Genomic DNA, 19,611 nt, shown 5'->3' on the forward strand with positions numbered 1-19,611 from the left:
TTAATGAGCGCTTTTTTGACTGCATGAATTCTATGCTCTCATAGAATAATATAAATAATAATAATTCTTTGTTAGAATTTTTAATTCCATATTTAATGCATAAAAATTTACTTTTTAATATAAAAAAGAATGCTGACAAAACTCAATTTATCAGCATTCTTAATTTGCAATTTGTAGTCTAAAAAATAATTTATTGATCGCTAATTTGCAATTACAAATTTAGTAACGATCGCATTTTTTCCATTATTAATTTTAAGATAATAGGTGCCAGCTTGAATATGATTTGTTTGAATACGGTATACTTGATCTAAACTTTGGTGCGTTGTCATTTTTCTACCTGAAAGATCAAACATATCTATTGAAACTGGGTTTTCACGACTCGCATTTGTATAAACTAAAATATAATCCTTTGCAGGATTCGGAAATATTATCGGGAGTTCATATTCAAAGTCATCTGATCTATTTTCTAAACCTCCGCCAAAAGGTAAGTCTGAAATATTAAAACGACCTGTTTTTGTATGCTCCGGACATAAAACTGGAGACAATACTTGTATATACTGAGTCTTCGTTAATGCATTCGTACCATTCGTATTCTTTACGGTTAACTTTACTGTATATTTTCCCTTTTTATTAAAGACAACCACTGGATTTTTAAGCTTTGAAGTTGTTGGATTACCATTTTCAAAAAGCCAATCCCATTCAATAACATCTACCGAAGACTTATCGTTAAAATTCACAGTCAAAGGTGCACAACCTTTAATTGTATCTACAACAAAATTTACTTTAGGTACTAAATATACGGCGACTTGTTTTTTAAAGGTGTCTAATCCACATTCGTTTTGAACAATTAACCGAACATTAAATTCACCTTCAACCCCATAATCATGTATTGGATTTTTTTCAAAACTTGGTTTGCCATCACCAAAATCCCATAAATAATTTAATCCGCCTGTTGATTGATTCGTGAAGGTCGATTTAAAACCAGCAATAGAATTTGTAAATCCTGCATTTGGTATCGTATTCACATCAATAAAATCCTGCTTTCCGATAGAATCTTTGTAAAATACATTAGATGCTACCAGGCTGACATTAAATTTTCCCGCATTGTTATAACTTATTAATGGATTTGGATCCGTACTTGTAGAAGGTGACCCACCTGGAAAATACCATTGATAATTGGTTGCTGCAACAGACGCATTTTGAAATTGCACTTTATAAGGTGCGCATCCTTTAGGATTTCCAACGCTAAATGAAGCTGTTGGTTTTACACCGATTATTAAGGTAGTTACCGCAGTATCTGTACCACAACCATTAATCGCAACATATTTAACTTCATAAGTTCCTTCTGTATAATTATGACTTGGATTTGGATCCGTACTTGTAGTGTTATCACCAAAAATCCAAACATGTGATTTAGCATATCGGGATTGATTTGTGAAGTCAACTTTTCCTACATCGATACTATTTGCAAATTGGGCAACAGGTAAACTATCAATTGTTATATATGCCTTTTTGGTAATAGAATGATTAAATCTTGAACCATAAACAGTCAGTCTTACATCATAAACACCTGGTAAATTATACTTTACAACCGGATTTTTCTGCGTTGAAACACTTGGCACACCACCGACAAATTCCCATTGCCAGTTTTTAACATTTCTGGTGGATTGATCAAAAAACTTAATAATTCCAGGAGCACAACCACCGATCGTATCGGAATCAAATTCTGCAGTAGGAACACTTACTACATTTATCAATTTTTTAATTGTATGTACACCACAATCATTTCTGACAGTAAGTGTAACTTCAAATGTAGAATCCGTTGGAAATTCATGGAAAGGATTCGACTCCTCACTAAATTCACCATCTCCAAATTTCCAGGAATATTCATCTGCTCTTAATGATTGGTCGATAAAAAATATTTCTCGTCCTTGCAAACCATATGAAAAATCCGCAACTGGAACATCATTGATTTCAATAAATCCTACCTTAGTAAGTTCTACTTCACATCGGTTACTGCCTGCTTCCAAAGTAACGTTATAGGTTCCAGCAGTTTTGTACACTATCACTGGATTTTTTTGTGTCGATGTATCTGGTGTACCTCCTGGAAAACTCCATTTCCATTTAGTTGTATTTATTGACAAATCTTTAAATTTTACTGTCACGGGTTGACAACCGTATGTGATGTCAGCTGAAAAATCGGGAACTGGAGCTGAAGAGTTTGGACAAATTGGCAAACAACCACTTTCAATCAATTTTTCTGTCCGTGCGTAACTATTTAAGGATGCGATAGCAAGGCCTGACCAAGCTGTACTTCCATTTGGAAGTCCGGGAGCCATTATTGTCGGCGAAATACCTGCATCATGAATCATGCTCCAGTTATGTCCTAACATATGGGCTTGCAATGTCAGATAATCACCTTGTCTTCCGCCCGGACCCCAATAATCACTGCAAACATTATATCTGTCATTTAAACATACGGATGCCTGAAAGGCAGTACCAACAGTACCTGTAGGGCCAAATTTAGAAGTCCATAAAGTAGCAACATTATGTTGCGAATTTGCAAACATAGAGGTTTCTGCAATATCTCGAAAACGATTTAACATTGCATTAATGTCATTCATTCCATTAAAGGGATCTTTAGCTTGTTCCTCTGGAATGAATGTCCCTGTTACTACATATTGGTATTCATTTTCAAATTCATCATCATAAACTGTTTGCACATCGGCTAATATGTTCAACATTTGATTTTCAGTTTGATTAACACTGCCTCCATACTTTCTATACATTGGATAATCTGCTGCAAGACATATTTTTACTTCTGCACAAATTTTACATGGTTTTGCTCTGGCAAGTGATTCTTTTTTTAATTTTTCCAAATTTTCGTTGACCGCTCTATTTACCAAATCAGCTCCACATAAAATACCTTTTGCAGGAATCAGATCGGATGTTTTATACATAAGATATTGTTGTTCGGAAGGCATAGCATTTGACAAACTTTCAAAATCTAAAGGCTCAATGAAATAACGATCCTTGCGATCATCAATCATGATACTAAAAAACCATCCGCAATACTCATTGACACCATAGAATTTTGGCCTTTTATGGTACCGTTAAAGGTTCTAAAATCTGTTCGCTTATTTAATATTTTAAGATCGCTTAAACCATAGGTAGCTCGCACCATATCTGGTGATAACAAATTATACTCAAATAATTGAAGCTGCCAGGTTTTTTCTGGAGTACGCAAAATAAATTCCTTTACATTCCCTTTTATACCATCAATTTTATCAGCCAGGACCTTTACGTCTAATTGCAATACTTTGAATTCTTTTAGATGCTCATCTGTTCCCTTAGACATTTTGGTTTCAAATGGCTTAAGTACAATACTTTGTGAGATCGCTATGTTAATAGAAGCGATTAAAAATAGTAATATTTGTTTCATGTTCTAATTTGTTTATTTTAATATATTTTAAAAACAATATTTTACATACTGTTTGCTTATTGTTGTTTTAAATTAAATATGTTCAAGTGTGTATCTAATAATTAGTTATTGATGAATTCATACAAAATGTGGGGATGCAATTTACAATTAAATTTCAACAAAAAAAAGGTGCTGCGAATTATTCACAACACCTTTTTTTATATTTATCCAAAGGATCATTATTCTGAAATTACAAATTTATTGATGTTAGAATTTGTTCCATCATTCATTCGAATATAATAGGTTCCAGATTTAAGTTGTTCTGTTTGGATTTTAAACAGTTGTTCTTTACTTAAATGACTTGACAATTTTTTTCCTGAAAGGTCAAATACATCTATATTAATTGGTTTCATTTGGCTTGCATCCGTAGCAACTAAAATATATTCCTTTGCTGGATTCGGAAATACTATTGGTAGTTCATATTCAAAGTCATCTGCTCTGTTTTTAAAACCTCCGCCAAAAGGTAAGTCTGAAATATTAAAACGACTAGTTTTTGTATGCTCCGGACATAAAACAGGAGACAACACTTGAATATACTGAGTCTTTGTCAATGCATTGGTACCATTTGTATTTTTAACTGTAAGTTTCACAGTATATTTTCCTTTCTTATTAAAAACGACTACTGGATTTTTAACATTAGATGTTGTTGGCGTTCCATTTTCAAAAAGCCAATCCCATTCAATAACATCAATAGAAGATTTATCTTTAAAATTCACTGTCAATGGCGCACAACCTTTGATAGTATCTGCGGTATAATTTACTTTAGGCACCAAATACACTGCAATATGTTTATCGAATGTATCTAAACCACATTCATTTTGAACGATCAGGCGAACATCAAATTCACCTTCTACATTATAATCATGAACTGGATTCAATTCAAAACTTCCTTTCGTATCACCAAAGTCCCAAAAGAAATTGGTTCCACCAACACCTTGATTCACAAAGGTTGATTTAAATCCACTAATTGAATTAGAAAACAGTGAAGTCGGTGTTGTTTTAACTTCGATAAAATCAGTTTTAGCGACTGAATCAGTATAAAAATTATTATAAGCTACCAGGCTTACATTATACTTTCCAACTGCATTATAGGTGATTACTGGATTTTGGTCTGTGCTCGTACTCGGTGATCCTCCTGGGAAATACCATTTGTAAAAAACAGCAGACGCGGTAGATGTATTTTGAAATTGAACCTGATAGGGAACGCAACCTCTTGCTTCGTTTACTTGAAAGCCTGCAATTGGTTTTGTTCCAATGGTAATTGTAGTTCTTGCAGTGTCATTACCACAGGCATTACTAACGATATATAAAACCTCGTATCTTCCTTCCAGATATTTGTGACTTGGATTTGCCTGAGTACTGGTGGTATTATCTCCAAAATTCCAAAAATGTGATTTTGCATATCTGGATTGATTTGTAAAATCAACTTGACCTTGCGTTTCACTATTTGTAAATTCAGCATCTGGCAAACTATCAATTGTGATATATACTTTCTTGGTTATAGAATGATTAAATCGAGAAGCATAAACCGTTAATCTAACATCATAAACTCCAGGATTGTCATACCGAACAATTGGATTCTTCTGTGTAGAAACGCTTGGAACCCCACCAGACAAATTCCCACTGCCAGGTTTTTACATTTTTGGTGGATTGATCAAAGAACTTAATAATTCGCGGAGCACAACCACCTATTGTGTCTGAATCAAAATCGGCTGTAGGAATACTAACTATAGATATCTTCTTTTTAATGGTGTGAACTCCACAATCATTTTTAACAGTGAGGGTAACCTCAAAGGTGCTATCGGTTTCATATTCATGGTATGGATTAGCCTCTTCACTAGTTTCTCCATCACCAAATTTCCAGAAGTATTCATCAGCGCGTAAAGACTGATCTATAAAAAACACCTCCCTGCCTTGATTTCCGTAAGAAAAACTTGCAACAGGCACATCATTAATTTCAATATAACTAATTTTAGTTGCCAACACTTCACAACGACTATTCCCTGCTTCCAGACTCACTTCATAAATTCCGGGAGTCCGATAAATTACGATTGGATTTTGAATAGAAGAAGATGCCGGAGTACCGCCAGGGAAAGACCATTTCCAGGTAGACGCGTTTAGCGATAAATCTTTAAATTTTACGGTCACGGGCTGGCAACCATAGGTAACATCTGCAATAAAATCAGGAACTGGTGCGTCAGAACCGGCACAAATCTGTAGGCATTGACTTTCAATCAGATGTTGAAAGTTAACATAATTATTTAAATAACTAGTTGATAATGTGGACCAGATGCTACTTCCATTAATTGTTGGTGCCATAATCGTAGATGCAATTCCTGCGTCGTGGATCATACTCCAGTTATGACCTAATTCATGGGCTTGCAATGTTAAATAATCGGCTTGTTTTCCACCTGCTGGTAGATAGTCACTGCAAACATTATATCGATCATTCATACAGACAGTAGCCAAATATGCAATCCCTATAACTCCCGTTGTAAATTTAGAAGTCCATAAAGTAGCAACATTGTATTGGGAGGTTGCAAAAATGGTAGGAGCGATATTTGCGAACTCCGTCAACTGTGTTGCAATGTCCCGAGTCATCGCCCATGGGTCTCTTGCAAAATCGTCCGAAACCCATAATCCTGTGACTTCATAAACATATTCGTGTTCAAATTCATTATCAAAAACAGTTTGAACATCTCCTAAAACTGACAACATTTGATTTTCTGCAGCAGCTACACTTCCGTATTTTAAAAACATGGAATAATCGGCAGCAAGTGCAATTTTTACTTCAACACATTTTTTGCAAGGGCGGGCGCGTGAATTTATTTCTTTTTGAATTCTTTCATGTTCATTATGCAGACTCTTATTTACCATTTCCGCTCCACAACTTATACCTTGAGTAGGTACTACATCAGCAGATTTATACAATAGAAATTGTTGACTCGCTGGTAAATCTGAAGTTAGACTTAAATTATCCAAGGGCTCTATAAAATAACGATCCTTACCATCGTCAATCATAATTTTAAAAAAACCATCAGCAATCGACATAGATACCATAGATTTTGTGCCTTTTATAGTTCCATTAAAAGATCTAAAATCCTTTCGCTCAGGTAAATGAGTTGGCTTTAATGGATCTCCTTTTACACGTTTCATCCCAGGTGCAACAAGGGTATATTCAAACAATTGCAAATTCCATGATTTTTCAGGAGTGCGCAATACAAATTCTTTTACATTACCCTTGATTGCATCTATTTGATTGATCAAAGATTTTACATTCAATTGTAATAAATTGTAATTTTTTAGATGTTCATCGGTAGCTTTTGCAACCTTGGTTTCAAAAGGCTTTAACAAAACAGTTTGAGAATAAGCAATATTGGTAATAGCTAAAATTAAGAGTACTATTTTTTTCATGTTATCAGTTTTTAATAAATTCCGCGAAAAATTAGCAAAAAATATGGATAGGTTGGCAAATTTTAACATATCATAATCATTTCCCTAAATATTAAAGAAAGTAATTAGCCCTCCGAATAAAATGTACAAAACCTAAGTATTTTTGCAATTTAAAAATTTAATTTGGTTTTATCTAATTTATATTAATGTAATAAATATTTAATTTGGCAATAGTGGACTAAAACACTTTTTTATCAAAACAATTAGGTTTAATAAATCCGAAAAATTAGGGTTCCATCCAAAGACAAATTTAATACATAATTAGATCTAAATTTCATACCAATTTGAAATCCAATCTACCTAAACTCAAGACTACTTTAGAAACAAGCTCTTAAAAGTTTTGTTTTTAATAAAGAACTATATTATTTAACGATCCATAAATCATTCAACAAACGTTCATTTTAAAGGATATGTGAACCAACCATTTAAGAATTATAGGATCCATAATTGTGCGTACTCCCTTTGATATTTGAAAACAATACTTGCTTCTGATGGATCTGGATTAGGTTCTTTATAAGCTTTCATTTGGGTGCTCCATAAATCTGAAAATTAAGCTTAATTTATTTTAAATTCGGTTGGCTTGAAATGGCATAATCTACTTTAAAAACAGTAAAACAAATTTGAAGCCTAAGCTCACCAAATCGACATAGAATGATAATTTCGACCATTTCGAATATGATCCTTTAGATTAAAAAATCATCCGAACTATGCCAATTTCTAGTACCACTGCTTAATGATTGAAAACTAAAATTCTATCTGCTCTTTAATTTTCCTGTTTTAAATAATAAACTTGAACTTTGATACCAACTTATGGCTTCTTGATCAAGTACTTTATCATCTTCTGTTTTAATTTGTTTATGATCAGCCGTAACAATAAAAGTTTCGACTTTTTGTTTTGGTGACAAAATGACCAACTTATGATTTTTAAGGTACCCTAATTTTTGGTAGGTACTGATAAAAGCCCGATCATGTAAACTATCCATTTTAAAAATATCAAAACCAAAAAAACTACTCGTATAACTAAGATTTAATAAACCCAAAACAGTAGGACAAATATCAATTTGGCTCATCAGGCGATCCACTTTTCGGGGGCAATAAACCCTGGAGCATAGATCAACATTGGAATATGGTATTTTTCTATCGGCAGTTCGGATTTACCTGCACTCGAAGCACAATGATCTGCAACAATTATAAACAAGGTATTTGAAAACCAATTTGTCCTGGAAGCTTCGTGTATAAATTTCGCGATACTATAATCCGTATATTTTACAGCGCCGTCCCGTCCGGTATGTGAAGGAATATCAATTCTTCCTTCAGGATATGTATATGGACGATGGTTTGAAGTGGTCATAATATGTGTAAAAAATAGCTTTCCATTGGTTACTGATTTTTCTATTTCTCTTAAAGACAATGAAAACAAATTTTCATCCGCTACTCCCCAAACATTTTCATAATCTACTTCAGAGTCCTTTAATTTCATTCTATCTACAACTTCATAATGATTATTAGAAAAATAATAATTCATATTATCAAAATAACTATACCCACCATAAATATATTTACAATCATAAGCTTTATCTGAAAATATTTTTCCAATAGAAAACAAATTTTCATTATTAGGTCTCCGCACAATAGATTGACCTGGAGAAGGTGGAACACTTAATGAAAGTGCTTCAAGACCCCTAACCGTTCGGGTTCCTGTTGCATATAGGTTTGTAAAAAACAAACTTTCGTTTGCCAAAGAATCCAAAAATGGGGTAATCCCTTTTGTATTTCCAAATGAATTCATAAAATCAGCACTTAAACTTTCTACACTAATTAATACCACATTTTTCTTTAGCTCCTGACCACTATTTGTAATTTTTCGCTCCACAGAATACAAATCATTAGAAATGAAATCAGAGCCTGTTGTAGCTAACAATTCATGCAGCTGTGTAAAGGCAGTAGTATTATCAATAAGTTTATAGAACTTTTCATAATCCAGTTCATTGTTGCGATATGCTGCAAACAACTCATACATTCCATTTCCAGCCAACTCATTATTAAATTCATTTCCACTCATTGTATGCCATTTCTTATCGATAAAAAAATAATTCAATACAATGATCCCAAGGAATCCTAAAAACCATTTAGTTCGCTTCGTGAAATTCAAAGCGACGATTTCTCTATCCTTAATAGTGCGTTTAACAAAATATACTAAAACCAAAGAGCAGAAAGCTACCGCCGCTAAAATCCAAGCAATTGGATAAGATTGTTTTATATTTTCAATAACCTCATTCGTGTATATCAAATAATCAACAGCAATAAAATTATACCTAGAATTAAATTCGTCCCAAAAAAACCATTCTGAAACTGCATTTAAAATCAGCAAAAAGGAACTCAAAAAATAGCCAACGTAGAGTATAAAATGCTGCCATTTCCAGGCATACATTCGTTGTGGTAAAACCCAAATATAAACGAACAAAGGAATCACAAAATAGAATGCATTTGCGAGGTCAAACAACATACCTATTCCGAAAATTTCTAAAACATTTAAAACGGACCAATCTATCTGATCCCAACTTCTCACAAACAATGTCAATCGTGTAACTGTGGATATTCCTAACAGGATTAGAATAAGTAGGAATATATGCTTAAAACGGTTTTGTTTAACAAACTCTGGTAAATTCAACATAAGGCTAAAAGTTACAAGTTATAAAGAAAACCCGGTATTTCGCCTGTTATTAGTTTGCATTACAGAACGAAAATTCATAAATCTGAAAATTCTAGTCGGACCCTAATTTAGTTGCACAAACCCAAGCTATTTCAAAATTATCAGTTGCTGTTAAAAGAAGCTCTTAGAATATAATCCAGCTAAAAATCACCCGCAGGGGTTATATTCAGATAGTACTTTCTGGCTACCTTTGAATCCATAATTATAAATTATTGATCCAATTTAAATACTATAAGGTTTTACTACTACTTATTGGAAGTTTGGTAATCTTGCTGGAAGAAGCATTTTGCCAGGCAAAGTATTTAAACTTTAGCACAGAGGAACTGATCTCTTTTGCTGAAACGAATATAAAACGAAATCCAGATTCTGCATGTATTGGCTTAGAAGACTTATCAAACAAATATATTGCTTGTAATAAATTACATCATTTTACAATTTGTCAATATTATAGAGCAAAAGCTTTAACGGAAGTAAATCGGGATGAAGATGCCAGGCTATTATTGAATCTGCTTCTAAAGGAAAAAACGCTAGAAGATAAAATTGATTTGCAATATGAAATTCATAGTTTGCTTGGAAGTATTGAATTTCAAAATGGCCATTTTTATAGATCAACCGTGAGCTACAGGAGTGCAATGGATTTAGCAAAACGACTGAATAAAGATCTATGGATAGCCAAAACAAGTGAGGAATTAGCAAAAATATTTGATAAAATAAACAGATCCGATAGGGCTATACAATTTTATTTGAGATCCTTAAAATTACAGTCTAATTTAAATAATAAAGAAGCCATGCAAAGTTGTGCCCTCGCATTAGCAAGGCTCTATATCGGAGAAGCAAAATTAGACTCGGCAATACATTTTGTAATGCAATCTATAAATTTATCTAAACAGTTAAATAATCCTACGGCATTAATTGAAAGTCTTGTAGAAGAAGCAAATGTTTTTCTCAAAAAGAATGATTTGGAAAAAACAGTTAGAAATATTCAACTCCTTGATTCTCTAATAAAAATTGCATCTAATCCATTTAACAAAGTGCGACACTATGTACTGATCGGAAATTATAAAATGACCACCGAAGGAGATTCTGTTGCAATGATATGGTATAATAAAGCGGAAGAATTTTCTAATAAAGGATTTACTCCATATATAGATTATTACATTAAATCTAATATTTCTGATGCTTACTTTTCCAATGGGCAAATAGAGAAAGCATATTCTTTCTTAAAACATACTAATAAAATAGGTACTGCATATAATAGCAAAGAAAATATTGAATTAGCGGAAGATGTCAGGCAAAATTCTGAACTCAATATTAGAGATCGGGAGATTGCAATTTTACAAATCCAAAATCAATTAAAACAAGAAAAGCTTGAACAAGAAATTCAATTAAAACTAGGTTTAAAAAGGGAAAACCTGCTTAAAGACCAAACTTTAAAACAAGAAATACTCTTGAACGAGGCGAATGCAAGAGAAAAAGTGTTCCAACATGAACAACTCGAAAAAGAAAAAATTATAAGTCTGGCGCTACTTCATGAAAATGAGTTCAAGAAAGAGAGCCTGCAAAGTGAACAAAAAAGACAAAGATGGCTCTGGATTAGTATTTTAGTTTTATTAATTTTGGCTTCCCTAATATTTTATTTATTTAAAAATCAAAAGGAAAAAAATGCTATTATTCTAAAACAAGCAAAAGATCTTGAATTTATTAATAAAGAAGTACACCATCGTGTGAAAAATAATCTTCAGGTAATCTCCAGTTTATTGGACTTACAATCACAAACGCACGCAGATAAAAACATTAGCAACTTGTTAAGAGAAAGCAAACATCGCGTTCAATCCATGGCTTTTATCCATCAAAATTTATATGAAGGGGAAGGCATGAATTTGGTTGATATGCCAAATTATATTCAAAATTTAATTGATCATTTATATACTGCATACCATCGGGATTCCGAAAATATTAAAATTATTACTGAAATATCCCCTCTGCGCCTTCATATGGATACCGTCGTTTCTATTGGAATGATTGTAAATGAATTAGTAACCAATTCTTTAAAGTATGCTTTTGTTGAATCCAAACAAGGATCCATCATTGTATCTTTGAAAGAATGGCAAAACCAACTCATTTTAACTGTTTCTGATGATGGTATTGGCATTCCTGTTGGAATAGATGTTTCTACCATAAAATCATTTGGCTATAAAATGATTCGAGCATTTGTTCAAAAGCTAAAAGCGAAACTCATCATTGAAAATGAGCACGGTACGAATGTTCAAATTCTAATTAATAAAAAGTAATATCTTCTATGGAAACCATTAATTACAAAGTCAAAGTATTAATCGTAGAAGACGAGCCCTTAATAGCAGAAAATCTGGCTATGTATTTAAATAATAACGATTTTGAAGTTGTTGGGATGGCTTATGATTATGATGAAGGTTTGCGTTTATTAAATGAAACGAAGCCTGATATCGCTTTACTTGATATTAATTTGGAAAGTCAACAAGACGGGATTGATATAGGTTCTTATATTTTTAAAAATATTAAAATTCCCTTTGTATTTTTAAGCTCCTATTCTGATAAGCAATCATTGGACCGTGCAAAACAAATTCAACCATCTGGATATTTAGTCAAACCATTTCATGAAAAATCACTTCTGACAACTTTAGAAATATCACTCGCAAATTTTGCAAACCAAGCAAATAATCAAGCACCCATATTAGAGCTTTCTCAAATAAATAAGCATCTTTTAAGTTCACTATCTGATCGTGAATTTGAAGTAGTTCAGTTAATTTATTCTGGCAAAACCAATCAACAAATAACCCAGGAATTATATATCTCTATAAATACTTTGAAGCGCCACATCAATAATGCATACATGCGCCTGGATGTGAATTCAAGAACTTCTGCAATTCATAAATTGCGGGCACTTATGTTAAAAAAATAATTGAATTAAGAATGCGTTCCTGCAAGTTCTTTAAAAACTCCCATTAAAGTTTTGAATATTCAATACCAGGAAGATTGGCGTTGAAAGAATCAAATGAATAGCTATTTTCTTAAACGATTGCCAATATAATTTCTTGAACTTCGATCGTATGAATCCCTTTAGTTGACCTTGCATTAGCTAAAAAATCAAAACCATATGCCCCTATAATTTGAAAATTATTAGCGTCCTTTAATGGTATTGAATGTAAATGGGTTTTGGAATGAGTTCTAAGATTTCACGAGGCGTAAACAAGCCATTCTTATCAAGCCGTGTATCATTTTTATAAAATATTTTAAATCCCGTAAATTGCACAGGCTCTTCAAAAATATATCGTTGATATGAATTTCGCTTTATTTCTTTTGGACCGAATCCATCCATATGAATTATAATTTGTACTTCCGGACTAAGCTTAATTTGGGAAGCATTTGTAAGCATTTCTTTTGTAAAGCGGTGTATAACAATTATTTTAGGCGGTAAATTATGATTTTTAACAAGCTTTCCAAGGTAATGGATAGCATCATTAATATCCTTTGCATCTATAGTACCAATAACACTTCCAGGTACAACTTCTGGTTTCATCTTAAATTCTGGATCAATTCCGAGATGCACATGTGGCATTTTAAAATATTTTTCAAGTTTTGGAAGTTCCTCTTGAATTGTACTCCAACCCGCTTGAATGTCCAGAAAAACCAAAGCATCAATCTGTTTTGCCAAATCTAGAATTTTATCGATTTCTTTAAATGGCATTCTCAATCTTTTCTTGTCACCTTCCGTTTGCGCTGTTACCGCTATATAATGTAAAGCAGGACGAGCAGGAAAACTAGAATCAACCTGGCTCCACTCCTTAACAAGAAGATCTAATTTCTCAAGCATTTGCTTTGGTGGCAATGCCGCCAGGATGCCCATTTTTTAGAATAAAGATTGCCATAAAATGCTATGATGCGCTGAAATGGCAGGATAGCGCCTTGCATTGGATAGGGATCTTTAACTGGCCATTTACCGGAACTATCCTGAGAACTTAAAAATGCGACTTTATTCCTATAAATAGCTGTATCTAAAGGAATTACTTTCAAAATATTTGGTATACTATCACTTTTTGTAGTGCTCTGATTCTGAATTCCAACTAAGTCTTTACAATTCAAATGAGTCAAAAAAGTTGGCATCAATAGAATCCAAAATAAATATTTAAGCATGTATTCGCAAGGGAAACTAGATTTGGCCATATGTAAAAGGGATAAAATGCTCTTCGTGTAATCGTATTTTGCAAAGATATTTTATAAAATTGGCTTATGCTATTTAAATATGAAATCAAACTCGGATTCTAATGAAACCTAATAAACTTTACTTTAAGAATGATTTATACAAATCCCGAAACAGATCCCAAAATTTTTTCTTAAACAACTAATAATTATACAAGGCAACCATATTACTTGTTTAACTTTAAAGCTTATTGAATTCCAAATTTTATATAATTTATAAAAAACTGAAAGAAACACAAAATGGAATGAAATAGTTTAAATGACGATCCTGGAAATAATAACTATTTCAGCTCATTTGTAAATGCCTATATTTGCACAAGATGAAATTTGTCATCTGTTTTCTCAGCATTTTAAGCATGAATTCCTCTATTTTATTTAAAAACCAGAATTAAGCACCCAATTAAAATTACAAATGAATAAGTCAAGTTATCAAAGCTCGATAGGACGTTTTAGAATCATTGCAATTTGCGAAGGTATTTCGTACTTGCTTTTGTTATTTATTGCAATGCCATTAAAATATTTTTCGAATTTTCCTCAAGCTGTATTAATTGTCGGTTGGATTCATGGATTTCTGTTTATTGCATACATGATCGCCGGACTGGATGTTTCAATAAAATATAAATGGGGTTTAAAAAGAATTTGCATTGCTGTTATTGCATCCCTTTTACCATTTGGACCTTTTATCTTAGATCGAAAAATTCTAAGTAAAGAAATGGATCGTGTCTAAATTGGACAAGAATTATTTTCTAAAAACTAAATAAAATTGAACAAGTAGTTAGCTATATTTGTATTTACAAAAATATTATATGAACAAACTAGAATCCATATTTGAACAACTCATTTTTGGCAGCCGTTGGTTGCAAGCTCCACTTTATGCTGGACTTATCATTGGTGGTTTTTTGTATGCGTATAAATTTATTGTGGAATTAATTCATTTATGCACTACGATAACGGAAATCACAGAAACCGCTTTAATGTTGGGAGTCCTCACCTTAGTAGACATTACGATGGTGGCGAACCTTCTTATTATGGTAATTATTGGTGGATATTCTACCTTTGTAAGTCGTTTAGACATAGACAAGCATACTGACAAACCTGAATGGTTGCAAAAAGTAGATGCGGGTACTTTAAAAGTAAAATTAGCAGGTTCGTTAGTTGGGGTATCTGGAATTCATCTACTTCAAATATTTATCAATATTGAAAATAAAGATCCGGAAGATGTAAAATGGCAAGTAATTATCCATATAGTTTTTCTTGTATCTTCATTAGCCCTTGCCATTACAGAAAAAATATTACATGCGAAACATGCCTAAATTAAACTTCATTTATAAATTGTAAATTAAAAAAGATGAAACGTATATTTGGATTTACAGAAATTATTGGGATACTCACTTTTTTTTCATTTTTATCCAATAAATTACATACAGATGTATATAAAGTCGATGCCAATCAAAGTTCACTTGAATGGATTGGAGAAAAAATTACAGGCAAACACAATGGCACTATAAAATTTATAAGTGGCGAAATAAAAAACAATCATGGGTCTATCCATGGTGTTTTTGAATTTGATATGACATCCATAGAATGTCAAGACCTTGAACCAGGGCCAAATAAAACAAAACTTGAAACATTTCTTAAATCATCAAATTTTTTTGATGCAGCCTTATTTCCAAAATCACAATTTATCATTACATCCGTCACCCCTTTAAAAGAAACCAATGTTGGAACGAATACACATACTATAAAAGGGTTACTTACCATCAAGGATAAAACAAATGAAATTTCATTTGGTGCTAAGCTTACACTACAGGGCAATCGCTTTTCTTGTCTAGGAATAGCAACGATAGACCGCACAAAATTTGATATTAAATACCGCTCTAAAACATTTTTTCCAGATATTGGAGACAAAATGATATATGATGAATTTACATTAAAATTTAATGTTGTAGCAAATAAATAAGCGACTTATTGAATTTACAAATGTGATGCATCCGGAGATTTTTATTTTAACCCATTATTTGATTGGTATAAAAATATAACTAAGGAATAAATAATTTGATCGTTACACGAGGCGAAAGCCCCTTTCCAGGGCTTGTGATTCATCAACAACCTGATTTGATTACAATTTTCACTTTGACTGGGTATTGTCTATATTAAAAAACGATTGCTCCTCATAAAATTAAATGATTGCTTATTTTTACAAAAAAAAATCGCTCTAGAATTTGTTATTCTAGAGCGATTTCTTTAATTAAAATGGATCTGTTACTTCGACTTACTGCTTGACAAATTTTTCGCAGGCTAATATTTTTCCACCCGAAATCAATTGAACCAAGTACATTCCATCCACCAAATATTCAATATCTATAAGTTGTGTGATGGTGTTACTTTCGATTCGCTGTGTATGCAATACGCGTCCTGCTAAATCAAGTATACGCAATTTTGAGTCAGGTGAATTTTCAAAATTCAGTTTGAGTTTAAAGATCCCATTGTTTGGATTTGGCAAAATTTGAAACGCTTCCTGCTTTTGCACATCTTTTGATGATACAATAAAATTTTTCAGGCAAAATGAATCTATTTCACATTCGGTTATTACTCTGTTATACAACCGTACTTCATCCATTTCACCATTAAACCATAATGGTGTTCCTCCGGTGTGATAGCCTATGGTAAAGGGTTCGCCAATAGTTGAATTTGGTATTGGATTATTTGTTGTTCCTGGTTGGCTGCTAACAAGAATTCCATCTACATATATTGACCAAATATTGTTTCCTGCAGTTCCAACCAAGCAATGCCAATTTCCATCATTGATGCTAGGTGCATTTGTTCCATAACCAGAAGAATGATACACCTTAAGTTCCATCACGGCCACCAAATGCAGCAAAACCAATATTATTATTTTGATTGTCTCCAATTTGCAATGAATAACCATGATCATTTGAAAAATTATATTGTCCGGCTACCCAAATTCCTTTTTGATTTTCTGTGGTTTTAATAAATGCACATAAGGATACTTGATCAGTCACGCCCCTAGTATTAGGACCACAATTTACAAAAGTTGAAGTGCCATTAAAATGCCCTGCAAGCAACAAAGCATTTGAAGGTGCTAAATCGCCACCTATCCCATGGATCGCATTTGTGCTTAAGTCAGGCACAGATTGTCCAGTTGAATTAGTTAAATTGTCTAATGGATAGTAGGCGACCAAATTCTTAGCATGGTCAATACTATCACAGGGAATCGTAATATCCGTCACACAAATGTTGTCAATTCTTCCAAAAGTAGTTTCTGCTATTTGATTGCTGGTTGCACGGATTATCAAGTGATCAAAAGATTGGTTTAATGGAGCTGTCCAAGCAGAAAAACTGAATGGTGCCCAAGACGTACTTGTAATTGGTGGCGTGATACCAATACTTACCCAAGCTGAACTACCAATGGGATCTATACATCCATTTGCTGCTATAAACTCAAACTGTACGTTGTTAAAAGTAGTACCTAGTTATAAACTTTGCAAAAAAAATCAACAGCATAGGTATGTCCATTTTGAAAATTAAATGGCTGACAAATAGCTTCACATGCATCTAATTTTCCCCACATTTGAATACTTACTTCATCGCACCAAAAATCACTAAATGCAACTTGAGGAGTTCCACTAGCTGCATTCCAATTATTAGATGCTCCCGGGAATCCGAAATCTCCTGCAATAGCCCCATCATAAAATCCAGGATTAAGAACCAAGTTTTCTTCACATGAACAATCTGGTTTATAAAAATACAAGGTACATGGACAAGAATCTTGTCCACAATGACCGATTATTGTTAGTGTATAAAGTCCAGGATAGTTAAAGGTAGCGTTCGTAATAGGGATTGAAAATGCTGGCGAAGCTAATACTCCTGTCATCATTAATGTTGAAAATCCATTGGGTCCTGTCAATTTCCAATCAATAGTTGCCTGTGGACAATTTAGTCCCAAACATTGGAATGAACTTAGAAAACCTATCGGAAAGTTGGGATCAGGAACTATTAAGGTATCACCGCAATTCTTTGGAAATAAAGGTCCTCTTCCTACACTATACAAGAACTCAAATGGGCCGCAAGCACAAGAATCCTTAGCTAAGCAAGCGTTAAAGCTGATATCATCAATTGCAAAATTATTGCCTTCATAAGAAGTTGAAGCGGTGCGAAATTCCAAATTATAAGGATTTGAAACTGTACCCGGTGTTACATAATTTCCACTTATAAATTCCCATTGATCCGGGGATTCTGGAAGGGTAATACTAGTTAGCAATATTGCTGGACCATTTAGAGGTACTAAATAAACTTCCACAATTGGATCGGCTCTGTCAAGTATTGGCTCATTTAAATTATTGACGTAAGCACAAAATGAATATTTTGTATTTGGCGCAAGTGCTAACGGATGTCGCCATGCGGCCAAACCAATAGTTTGACTACCGTCTGCAACAAACATTTTGCCTGTTATAGAATTTGATGTGTGATCTATACAATTTCAATTAACGCACATACCAGAAACCGGAATGCTGGATTCAACATTATAAAGTCACGGTGTGCAGGTTGGATTTAATATATTGTAATCTGAATTAAATCCTGAAATTCCTGCAGAAAAATCTGGGTTGGATATCATATTTGGACCTTGTATCGAACCCGGCGGACGGCAACCACAATTAATTGTGATTGTAAAACTACAAGAAGCTGTGTTACCACAAGCATCCGTTGCAATGTAAGTTAGGTCGAAACCCTTGATTAAAAGTACGCCACTTGCATCCTTTATTCCTGAAGTTTTGGTGGCTCCACTAATTTGATAGAAACTGTTGGAATACTGCAATTATCTGAAACGGAAAGCCATTTAATACTATCGACTTTTAAAGAACAATCCGGAGGGTAAGCAGAAATTATTTTATTAGCCGGGCATACTATGAGTAGGAGGAACTGTTTCAATTGTTTGAACCTCTACATTAATGCACTTTTATTTCACATAAATCCTCTACTGTAAGTGAAGCTTGAAAATTCCGCACCACTCACTACCAATGGATTTACGGACAAGGATTTGATTTGGCAATTATCAAATGATCCCCGTCAATAAAATGCCAGTTTTGCGTAACAACTATCGTCTAAAACCAGGCTAGATGTTCTGACAGGTCGCTCTTGGAGGAATCAAGTCATTAGCTATAACGGATTGCAAATGGTTTCTCTACTAGGTTCCTCTTCTTCTTACCTTCAGGCAAGCATTATAAACACCACATTCAAAAAAATATCAAACAGGGTTTTTGCTCAAGAAGTTGTTGAATTATTAAGGATACTCATTGGATCATGTCAAGTTTGAAATATAACTTAAGGCTGCGAGCCCTGTTTGAGGTGTTGTTAAGTCAGTATTAATCCACAATTGTGCTCTGGTTAAACTACAATTAGAGGGAGGTGGATTTGACAAATTCAGATCATCAGGTAAAGTCTCTCAAACCACACCTATCATTTGCCGTAAAGAAGTTGGGAGTCGGAGAGTGGGATACAGTCGGTTATATGTAAATTGGGTCCAACCTGGAATTTTGTTGTATTGGCTAAATTCGCCCCTGTTAGGTCTTGCACAAGGTCTGACTACAACTTATTAAAAACACTCGCACCTTTAAATGAAAACGGCGAAATTTAGCCACTTGTAATAGGGGTTGTTTAATCAAGCATCCGGATCAGATAGTTTCATCAAAATTAGAAAATTACCGCC

Annotated in this window: 15 protein-coding genes and 1 pseudogene; 5 read left to right on the plus strand and 11 right to left on the minus strand. The window is 33.4% G+C overall.

The annotated features are described in order from the left end of the window. Positions 1–200 precede the first annotated feature (200 nt). The 5 genes and pseudogenes from IPO86_16160 to IPO86_16180 all read right to left on the minus strand — a co-directional run bounded on the left by IPO86_16160 (position 201) and on the right by IPO86_16180 (position 9,608). A complete protein-coding gene (locus tag IPO86_16160; GenBank protein MBK9729637.1) occupies positions 201–3,050 on the minus strand; it encodes a PKD domain-containing protein in 2,850 nt (949 codons plus the stop codon). Continuing rightward, positions 3,047–3,442, minus strand: a complete 396-nt coding sequence (locus IPO86_16165; protein MBK9729638.1) for a hypothetical protein — start codon at positions 3,440–3,442, stop codon at positions 3,047–3,049. The genes IPO86_16160 and IPO86_16165 overlap by 4 nt, the downstream gene beginning before the upstream one ends. 218 nt (positions 3,443–3,660) lie before the next feature. Next, complete coding sequence (locus IPO86_16170; GenBank protein MBK9729639.1) at positions 3,661–5,097, minus strand: PKD domain-containing protein; 1,437 nt, start codon at positions 5,095–5,097, stop codon at positions 3,661–3,663. Continuing rightward, the gene (locus tag IPO86_16175) at positions 5,042–6,895 is read right to left on the minus strand and encodes a PKD domain-containing protein (GenBank protein MBK9729640.1); all 1,854 of its coding nucleotides are present in this window, start codon (positions 6,893–6,895) and stop codon (positions 5,042–5,044) included. Before IPO86_16175 ends, IPO86_16170 begins: the two co-directional genes overlap by 56 nt. A 791-nt stretch (positions 6,896–7,686) precedes the next feature. Beyond that, a pseudogene (locus IPO86_16180) lies at positions 7,687–9,608 on the minus strand (sulfatase-like hydrolase/transferase). 251 nt (positions 9,609–9,859) lie between these two features. Here IPO86_16180 and IPO86_16185 point away from each other — a divergent pair. Both IPO86_16185 and IPO86_16190 read left to right on the plus strand, forming a co-directional pair. Continuing rightward, a complete protein-coding gene (locus IPO86_16185) occupies positions 9,860–11,938 on the plus strand; it encodes a hypothetical protein (GenBank protein ID MBK9729641.1) in 2,079 nt (692 codons plus the stop codon). A gap of 8 nt (positions 11,939–11,946) precedes the next feature. Further along, a complete protein-coding gene (locus IPO86_16190; protein MBK9729642.1) occupies positions 11,947–12,585 on the plus strand; it encodes a response regulator transcription factor in 639 nt (212 codons plus the stop codon). Positions 12,586–12,813: 228 nt separating this feature from the next. Here IPO86_16190 and IPO86_16195 read toward each other — a convergent pair whose 3' ends face one another. Then, positions 12,814–13,530 (minus strand): hypothetical protein, encoded by a 717-nt coding sequence (locus IPO86_16195; GenBank protein ID MBK9729643.1) that lies wholly within the window; start codon positions 13,528–13,530, stop codon positions 12,814–12,816. Beyond that, a complete protein-coding gene (locus tag IPO86_16200; GenBank protein MBK9729644.1) occupies positions 13,482–13,787 on the minus strand; it encodes a hypothetical protein in 306 nt (101 codons plus the stop codon). Before IPO86_16200 ends, IPO86_16195 begins: the two co-directional genes overlap by 49 nt. 508 nt (positions 13,788–14,295) lie before the next feature. Between IPO86_16200 and IPO86_16205 the strand changes: the two genes are divergently transcribed. From IPO86_16205 to IPO86_16215, 3 genes are all read left to right on the plus strand, one after another. Next, positions 14,296–14,610, plus strand: a complete 315-nt coding sequence (locus IPO86_16205) for a DUF3817 domain-containing protein (protein MBK9729645.1) — start codon at positions 14,296–14,298, stop codon at positions 14,608–14,610. 79 nt (positions 14,611–14,689) lie between these two features. After that, positions 14,690–15,196, plus strand: coding sequence for a TIGR00645 family protein (locus IPO86_16210; protein MBK9729646.1), 507 nt, complete (start codon positions 14,690–14,692; stop codon positions 15,194–15,196). Positions 15,197–15,231: 35 nt separating this feature from the next. After that, positions 15,232–15,843 (plus strand): YceI family protein, encoded by a 612-nt coding sequence (locus tag IPO86_16215; protein ID MBK9729647.1) that lies wholly within the window; start codon positions 15,232–15,234, stop codon positions 15,841–15,843. A gap of 312 nt (positions 15,844–16,155) precedes the next feature. Here IPO86_16215 and IPO86_16220 read toward each other — a convergent pair whose 3' ends face one another. The 4 genes from IPO86_16220 to IPO86_16235 all read right to left on the minus strand — a co-directional run bounded on the left by IPO86_16220 (position 16,156) and on the right by IPO86_16235 (position 18,720). Further along, positions 16,156–16,746: a T9SS type A sorting domain-containing protein gene (locus IPO86_16220; GenBank protein MBK9729648.1), complete on the minus strand. Its 591-nt coding sequence runs from the start codon at positions 16,744–16,746 to the stop codon at positions 16,156–16,158. Continuing rightward, entirely contained in the window at positions 16,733–17,200 is a 468-nt protein-coding gene (locus IPO86_16225; protein MBK9729649.1) for a hypothetical protein, read from the minus strand. The genes IPO86_16220 and IPO86_16225 overlap by 14 nt, the downstream gene beginning before the upstream one ends. 173 nt (positions 17,201–17,373) lie before the next feature. Then, positions 17,374–18,345 (minus strand): hypothetical protein, encoded by a 972-nt coding sequence (locus IPO86_16230; GenBank protein ID MBK9729650.1) that lies wholly within the window; start codon positions 18,343–18,345, stop codon positions 17,374–17,376. Between the two features lie 90 nt (positions 18,346–18,435). Further along, a complete protein-coding gene (locus tag IPO86_16235) occupies positions 18,436–18,720 on the minus strand; it encodes an HYR domain-containing protein (protein ID MBK9729651.1) in 285 nt (94 codons plus the stop codon). Positions 18,721–19,611 lie beyond the last annotated feature (891 nt).

Source organism: Saprospiraceae bacterium (assembly GCA_016717265.1).
In the GTDB taxonomy this organism is placed as follows: domain Bacteria; phylum Bacteroidota; class Bacteroidia; order Chitinophagales; family Saprospiraceae; genus Vicinibacter.